This window comes from Nevskiales bacterium (assembly GCA_035574475.1).
GTDB lineage: Bacteria > Pseudomonadota > Gammaproteobacteria > Nevskiales > DATLYR01 > DATLYR01.
This window is the reverse complement of record DATLYR010000150.1, coordinates 1-7288: the sequence shown is the minus strand read 5'-3', so window position 1 is coordinate 7288 and position 7288 is coordinate 1. Positions and strand designations below refer to the sequence as shown.

8 protein-coding genes and 2 pseudogenes are annotated in these 7288 nt (G+C 68.1%); all 10 read right to left on the bottom strand.

What is annotated here, in order from left to right; all coding sequences use genetic code 11:
• On the bottom strand, window positions 1–470 hold a 470-nt coding region (locus VNJ47_08805; protein ID HXG28934.1), incomplete at its 3' end, for an OB-fold nucleic acid binding domain-containing protein.
• A 10-nt stretch (window positions 471–480) separates the two neighbouring features.
• A complete protein-coding gene (locus tag VNJ47_08800; protein ID HXG28933.1) occupies window positions 481–864 on the bottom strand; it encodes a RidA family protein in 384 nt (127 codons plus the stop codon).
• 103 nt (window positions 865–967) lie between these two features.
• A complete protein-coding gene (locus VNJ47_08795; GenBank protein HXG28932.1) occupies window positions 968–1903 on the bottom strand; it encodes a thrombospondin type 3 repeat-containing protein in 936 nt (311 codons plus the stop codon).
• Window positions 1898–2116, bottom strand: a pseudogene (locus VNJ47_08790) (thrombospondin type 3 repeat-containing protein). Before VNJ47_08790 ends, VNJ47_08795 begins: the two are co-directional and overlap by 6 nt.
• A pseudogene (locus tag VNJ47_08785) lies at window positions 2111–2665 on the bottom strand (thrombospondin type 3 repeat-containing protein). The pseudogenes VNJ47_08790 and VNJ47_08785 overlap by 6 nt, the downstream one beginning before the upstream one ends.
• An 82-nt stretch (window positions 2666–2747) precedes the next feature.
• Entirely contained in the window at window positions 2748–3794 is a 1047-nt protein-coding gene (locus tag VNJ47_08780) for an OmpA family protein (protein ID HXG28931.1), read from the bottom strand.
• Between the two features lie 127 nt (window positions 3795–3921).
• A complete protein-coding gene (locus VNJ47_08775) occupies window positions 3922–6018 on the bottom strand; it encodes a bifunctional (p)ppGpp synthetase/guanosine-3',5'-bis(diphosphate) 3'-pyrophosphohydrolase (protein ID HXG28930.1) in 2097 nt (698 codons plus the stop codon).
• Between the two features lie 224 nt (window positions 6019–6242).
• Entirely contained in the window at window positions 6243–6506 is a 264-nt protein-coding gene (gene rpoZ / locus VNJ47_08770; protein ID HXG28929.1) for a DNA-directed RNA polymerase subunit omega, read from the bottom strand.
• A gap of 72 nt (window positions 6507–6578) precedes the next feature.
• Window positions 6579–7157: a guanylate kinase gene (gene gmk / locus VNJ47_08765; GenBank protein ID HXG28928.1), complete on the bottom strand. Its 579-nt coding sequence runs from the start codon at window positions 7155–7157 to the stop codon at window positions 6579–6581.
• Window positions 7150–7278, bottom strand: coding sequence for a DUF1732 domain-containing protein (locus VNJ47_08760; protein ID HXG28927.1), 129 nt, complete (start codon window positions 7276–7278; stop codon window positions 7150–7152). The genes gmk and VNJ47_08760 overlap by 8 nt, the downstream gene beginning before the upstream one ends.
• Window positions 7279–7288 lie beyond the last annotated feature (10 nt).

The following is a 7288-nucleotide window of genomic DNA, read 5'->3' as shown; positions in this document are numbered from 1 at the left end:
TACACCGGCGTCAGCGCCGGCACCACCGTGCGCGCCGCGGCCTCGTCGGCCACGAGCTGGTATTCCGGGTGCACGATCTCGAGCCCCTGCTTGCCGACGCGCACCTCGCCATAGGCACGCAGCCACTGGCCCGGCAGCTGCAGGCGGCGCTGCTGCTCGGCGCTGAAATGGAAGAAGCGCAGCCAGATCCGGCCCGTACCATCGCTGGCGGACACCAGCAGCATGCGCCGGCCGGCATAGCGGACCTCGGCGCGCTCGACGCGCGCCGCCACCAGTGCCGACTGGCCGGGCCTGAGCTGCGCCAGCGCCGTCAGGTGGGTGCGGTCCTCGTAGCGCAGCGGCAGGTGGAACAGCAGGTCCTGCAGCGTGTCCAGGCCCAGCGCCTTGAGCCGCTCCGCCACCGCCGGGCCGACGCCGCGCAGCCGCGTGACCGGGCTGGCGGCGGTCAGGGTACGGACGGCAACGCTCAAGCGCGGCAGGTCAGTCGAGTGTCAGGATTGCGTCGATCTCGACGCGCGCGCCGCGCGGCAGCGCCGCCACGCCGACCGTGGCACGGGCCGGGTACGGCGCCTGGCAATACTGCGCCATGATCTCGTTGACGCGCGGAAAGTCGGCCAGGTCGGTGAGGTAAATGGTCAGCCGCACCGCGTTCGCCAGGCTGCCGCCGGCCGCCTCGGCCACCGCCTGGAGGTTGCGGAACACACGGTGGATCTGTGCATCGATGCCACCCTCGACCAGCTGGCCGCTGTGCGGATCGAGCGCGATCTGGCCCGACAGATAGACGGTCTTGCCGGCGCGCACGGCCTGCGAATAGGTGCCGATGGCCTGTGGCGCCTCCGGCGTCTGGATGGTCTGGCGTGACATGAATGCTCCGGGAACCCGCGGGGAAAGCTCAGCATAATCAAAATCGGGGCCGCAAAAGAAATGCCCCGCCGGGCGGCGGGGCATATGCGGCAGCGCCCGAGAGCTAGGGCGTCTGTGGCGCGGCGTTCAGGCAGGTCTCATAGACGCGCACGGCATCGAGCACATCCACGCTGAGCAGCGTCGAGTTGACCGTAAACACGACCTGATCGTAGGGCTGTGTGTTCTGGAAGCCGATCAGGCTGCGCCCGCTGCCACCGAGCAGGCCCAGCAGGTCGAGCTCCAGGGTCTGGCCCGCGCCGCGCGCCTCCTGCACGGTCCCGTTGTTGAGTGTGGTGACCGTGAAGTTGCGCAGCAGCGAGGCATCCACCAGGCCGCCGGGCACGTCGATGATGAAGGCGGCCACCTGACCTGCCGGCTCGTCCGCCGGCAGATTCACCAGCAGGGACTCGCTGCCACCGAGCAAGGGATCGAGGGCACCCACACTGTACTGCACGGTGGCGAAACTGTCGTCGTCACCGTCGATGGCATTGTTCGGGTTCTGCACGTCACAGATCAGGTCGCCGAGCAAGGTGCACAGAACCCCACCATCCGCCTCGGCGGTCGTCGTACCGGCCGGTGCACGCTCGGTACACGCGAAGTTGGTCACTGGCGTGCTGGGATCGCAGGCGTCGCCGAGGCCGTCACCGTCGGTATCCGTCTGGCTCGGATTGGCCACCAGCGGGCAGTTGTCGGTGCCGTCCGGCACGCCGTCGCCGTCATCGTCGTTATCGCAGGCATTGCCCAGCGCGTCGCCGTCCGTGTTCAGCTGGTCCGGGTTCGGTACGGTCGGGCAGTTGTCGGTGTCGTCCGGTACGCCGTCGGCGTCACCGTCGCCTTCGCAGGCATCGCCGGTGCCGTCGCCGTCGGTATCGGTCTGGCTCGGATTGGCCACCAGCGGGCAGTTGTCGGTGCCGTCCGGCACGCCGTCGCCATCGTCATCGCCGTCGCAGGCATTGCCCAGCGCGTCGCCGTCCGTGTTCAGCTGGTCCGGGTTCGGCACGGTCGGACAGTTGTCCACCGCGTCCGTCACGCCGTCGCCGTCGCTGTCGTCGCAGGCGTCGCCGGCGCCGTCGCCGTCGCGGTCCTGCTGGCCGGGGTTCGGTACCGTCGGGCAGTTGTCGCCCGGATTGGGTACGCCGTCACCGTCACCGTCGGTTTCGCAAGCATCGCCTGTGCCATCGCCGTCGGTATCGGTCTGGCTGGGATTGGCCACCAACCGGCAGTTGTCCGTTGTGTCGGGCACGCCGTCGTTGTCGTCGTCGGTGTCGCACGCATCGCCCAGATCGTCTCCGTCGGTGTCGATCTGGTTGGTGTTGGCGAGCAGCGGGCAATTGTCCGTGCCGTCGTTCACGCCGTCGCCGTCGCTGTCGTCGCAGGCATCGCCGGCGCCGTCGCCGTCGAAGTCCGCCTGGCCCGGATTGGGCACCGTCGGGCAGTTGTCGCCCGTGTTCGGCACGCCGTCACCGTCAAAATCCGTCTCGCAGGCGTCGCCGGTGCCGTCGCCGTCGGTATCGGTCTGGCTAGGGTTGGCCACCAGCGGGCAGTTGTCCGTTGTGTCGGGCACGCCGTCGTTGTCGTCGTCTGGGTCGCAGGCGTTGCCCAGCGCGTCGCCATCGGTATTCAACTGGTTGGTATTCGGCACCGTCGGGCAGTTGTCGACGTTGTCGAGCACGCCGTCGTTGTCGGTGTCCACCAGCGTGCTGCCGCCACCGGGCGGAGGATCGTCGTCGGCATCGCTGCTGCAGCCGGTTCCAGACAGCATGACGGCCGACAGCAGAATGAGGGCCAGCCAGTGATTGAGTTTCATAATCGACCTCGTCGCGATCTGCCGGGGCTACCGGACGCTACTGGGACTTGATGCGGAACTCGACGCGGCGGTTGCGGGCACGGCCCGCTTCCGTGTCGTTGCCGGTGACGGGCTGGCTTTCGCCATAGCCGACCGGCTCCAGCCGGCCGCGCTCGATGCCCTTGTCCACCAGGTACTGCACTACGCTGGCCGCGCGCGCCTCCGACAGGCGCTGGTTGTAGGCGTCGCTGCCGATACTGTCGGTGTGGCCGGCGACCTCCACCCGCATGCTCGGCTGGCCGCGCAGCGCTTCCACCGCCCGGTCGAGGATGTCCCTCGAATCGGCAGTCAGCCGGGCGGAATCGAACTCGAAATGGACGCCTTCGAGCCGGATGACCGCCTTCTCCTTCACACAGCCATACTGGTCAACCTCCGCCCCCCGCAGCGTGTTCGGGCAGCGGTCCACGCCGTCCACCACACCGTCGCGGTCGGAATCCGCGGGTGGCGACTCTTTCACGACTTCCTTGATGACTTCCTTGACCTCGGTGCGTACCACCTCCACCGTCTTGGGACGGCGCAGGGGGATGACCACGCCCAGGTTGAGGTGCACATCGCTGGGCTCGTTGCCGAAGTTGTCGTAGGCGTCGTAGACATAGCGCACGTCGCCACGCACGCGCAGGCCGTAATCGTTCAGCGGCCCCGACATCAGGCCCACGCCCACGTTGGCATAGGCATCCGTGCTGTCCTCCGAGTTGGGCACCACGTCGTTCTCGACCGCACCCAGGCCCGCCAGGGCGTAGAGCGACAAGCCGGAAGGATTGAAGTAGTACACCGCGTCGAGGCCGAGCGAGGTGCGGTAGAAATCGGTACCCAGCCCGTCGGTCTCCAGCCGCTGGTAGTTGAACTGGGCCTCCAGGTTGAGGTTGCCGGTCCAGTTCCAGCCGTACAGCAACTGGATGCCGTCGCCATCCTCGGTCTCGACGGTCGCGCTGCGCGCGTCCTCATCCGCGCTGACATGGGTGCCCAGTATGCCGATGTAGGGGGATTCGGCCGTGGAAGGCGACTCGGCCCAAACGAGTACCGGCCAAACCAGCGCAAGCAGCATGGACTGAGGGAACCTCTGACCATCTCTTGGTCATTCCGGCGAAAGCCGGGGTGACGGAACAAAACAGGGCTTCCTGAGATCGTCAGCTAGAGTGGAGCGATGCCCGGCGCGCTGCAGCCGGGCTGGGTCAGGCACGCGTGACGCGCTCGACGTTGTCCAGGCGGCGCAGTCGCCGGACCACCTGCGCCAGATGCCGGCGATCGCGCACTGCGATCAGGAAGCGCAGGTTGGCGATCTCGCCGCCGCGGTCGGGGATGACCACGTTCTCGATGTTGCAGTCGGCCTCGGCGATCTGCGCCGCCAGCCGCGCCAGCGTACCGCGCCGGTTGCGCGCCTGCACGCGCAGCTCGACCGGGAACTCGCCCTCGACCTGCTCCGACCAGCACAGGTTGATGCGTTCCTGCTCGCCGGCCCTGCGCTGGCTGTCGCGGCAGTCGGCGCGGTGGATCACAAGTCCCCGGCCCACGCTGACATGGCCGCGGATCTCGTCGCCGGGGATCGGATGGCAGCACTTGGCGTATTCCACCACCAGCCCCTCGGTGCCCTCCAGCGCCAGCGGCTGCGGCGCAGCGGCGGCCGCGGTCGAGGCCGCCGGCAGGAAGTTACGCGCCACCAGCGGCGCCAGCCGCTGGCCCAGCCCGATGCTGACGTGCAGCTCCTCCAGGCTCGCCACCTTCATGGTCGCCAGCGCCTGTGCGATGCGCTCGCGCGTCAGCTGGCGGCGCCCCAGCTTGAGCTCCTTGAAGGCCTTCTCCAGCAGGCGCTTGCCGAGGCTCTCGGCCTCGTCGCGCTGCAGGTTCTTGAGGTAGTGGCGCAGGCTGGCGCGCGCCTTGGCGCTCTTGACGAAGTTGAGCCAGGCCGGGTTGGGCTGCGCATCGCGCGCGGTGATGACCTCCACCGTCTGCCCGTTGCGCAGCACAGTGCTGAGCGGTGCCAGCCGGCCGTCGATGCGCGCCGCGATGCAGTGGTTGCCGAGCTCGGTGTGCACCGCATAGGCAAAGTCCACCGCCGTAGCGCCCTTGGGCAGCCGGAAGATGTCGCCCTTGGGCGTGAACACGTAGACCTCGTCCGGGAACAGGTCCACCTTGACGTTCTCGATGAACTCGCTGGGGCTGCCGGCGCCCTGCTGCAGCTCAAGCAGATTGGCCAGCCACTCGCGCGCGCGCACCTCCGGCGCCTTGGCGCCGGAATCGCCGGTCTTGTACAGCCAGTGCGCGGCGATGCCGCTCTCGGCGATCTGGTGCATCTCGCGCGTGCGGATCTGTAGCTCGATCTTGACGCCACCGGGCCCGACCAGCGTGGTGTGCAGCGACTGGTAGCCGTTGACCTTGGGGTTGGCGATGAAGTCGTTGAACTGCTCCGGGATCGGCCGGAAGACGTGGTGCGCCACGCCCAGCGCGCGGTAGCAGTTGTCCACGCTGTCGACGATGATGCGGAAACCGTACAGATCGAGCACGTCGATGAAACGGCGCGTCTTGCGGCGCATTTTCTGGTAGATGCTGTAGATGTTCTTCTTGCGCCCCACCACCTCGGCGGCGATGCCCTCCTCGCGCAGCGCGCGCGCGAGCCGCTCCTCCACCTGGTGCACCAGGTTCTTGCGGTTGTTGCTGGCCTGACGCACCGCCTGTTTGAGCACGTCGTAGCGCTTGGGGTAGAGCGCCTTGAGCCCGAGGTCCTCCAGCTCCTGGCGCCAGGTATAGATGCCGAGCCGGTGGGCGATGGGGGCGTAGATCTCCAGCGTTTCGCGCGCGATGCGGCGACGCTTGTCGGGCGCCATGACATCGAGCGTGCGCATGTTGTGCAGGCGGTCGGCCAGCTTGACCATGATCACGCGGATGTCCTGCGCCATGGCCATCAGCAGCTTGCGGAAGTTCTCGGCCTGCGCCTCGGCGCGCGACTGGAACTCGGCCTTGCCCAGCTTGCTGACGCCGTCCACCAGAACGGCCACCTCCGGCCCGAACTGCGCCGCCAGTTCCTCCTTGGCGGTGGGCGTGTCCTCGATGACGTCGTGCAGGATGGCGGCGATCAGGGTGACGTGGTCCTGGCGCATCTCGGCCAGGATCCGCGCGACCGCCAGCGGATGGTAGATATAGGGCTCGCCGGACTTGCGGTATTGGCCGCGGTGGCGGCGCGCGCCGAACTCATGCGCGCGGCGCACCTCGGCGATCTGGCCGGGGGTCAGGTAGGTCTCGAGCAGCTTGGCCAGCGCCTCGATGCCGTACAGGCGCGAGACACGCTGCGAGCGCAACGCGGTACCGAGGCGGTTGATGACGGGCAGTTCCATGCCCATAGGATGCGTCGCCGGCCCCGGCGACGCCAGAGGCAGCGATTTTATAGGGAAACTTTGATTAATTGCTTGCGTCACCCCGGCGAAAGCCGGAATCCAGCGACTTTCAAGGCTCTGGACCCCGGCTTTCGCCGGGGTGACGGAATAAAATCAGACGCTCCTTAGAGGTCGGGGCCGGTATCCAGCGCCGGCAAGGTCGGCTGCACCTGCTGCTGCAGCGGCAGGTCTTCCTCGTCCAGCACGCTGCGGTCCACCAGGCCGTCGGCGATCTCGCGCAGGGCCAGCACGGTGGACTTGTCGTTGCCCCACTGCAGCTGCGAGTTGGCGCCGCGCACCAGCTGGCGCGCACGCTTGGCGGCGATCAGGGTCAGCTCGAACTGGTTGTTGACCTTCTTCAGGCAGTCTTCGACGGTTACGCGGGCCATGGGAAAACTCGGCAATCAGGCGAAACGGGCGGGCATTCTACCAGATTGCCCAAAGGCGCAGGGACTGGCCGTTCAGGCGCGCGGCGCGACCAGGGCCTCGAGCAGGCCCAGGGTACGCTCGAAATCGTCGTTGACCAGCACGTGGTCGAACTCCCCGGCGTGCGACAGCTCCTCCTCCGCCGCCCGCATGCGCCGGGCGATGGTGGCCTCGTCATCCTGGCCGCGCGCGCGCAGCCGCCGCTCCAGCTCGGCCAGCGAGGGCGGGCGGATGAAGATGCCGAGGGTGTCCGGCTTGCGCGTACGCACCTGGCGCGCGCCCTGCCAATCGATGTCCAGGAACACCAGCCGCCCGTCGGCCAGCAGCCGCTCGGTCACCTCGCGGCCGGTGCCATAGCGGCGTCCGAACACCTCGGCGTGCTCGAGGAAGGCGTCCTGCGCCACCATGTCGGCGAAGCGCTCGGGGCTGACGAAGTGGTAATCCACGCCGTCGCGCTCGCCGGGCCGCGGCGCGCGCGTAGTGTAGGACACGGAGAACTCGCCGCGGATGCCGCGCGCCGCCAGCCGCTCGATCAGCGCGCGGGTCAGGCTGGTCTTGCCGGCGCCGGAGGGCGCGGCGATGACGATCAGGCGGCCGGGGCTGTGCTCACTCAACGTTCTGCACCTGTTCCCGCATCTGCTCGATCAGCACCTTCATCTCCACGCCGGTGCGGGTGAGTTCGGTGTCCTGCGACTTGGAACTGAGCGTGTTGGCCTCGCGGTTGAGTTCCTGCATCAGGAAATCC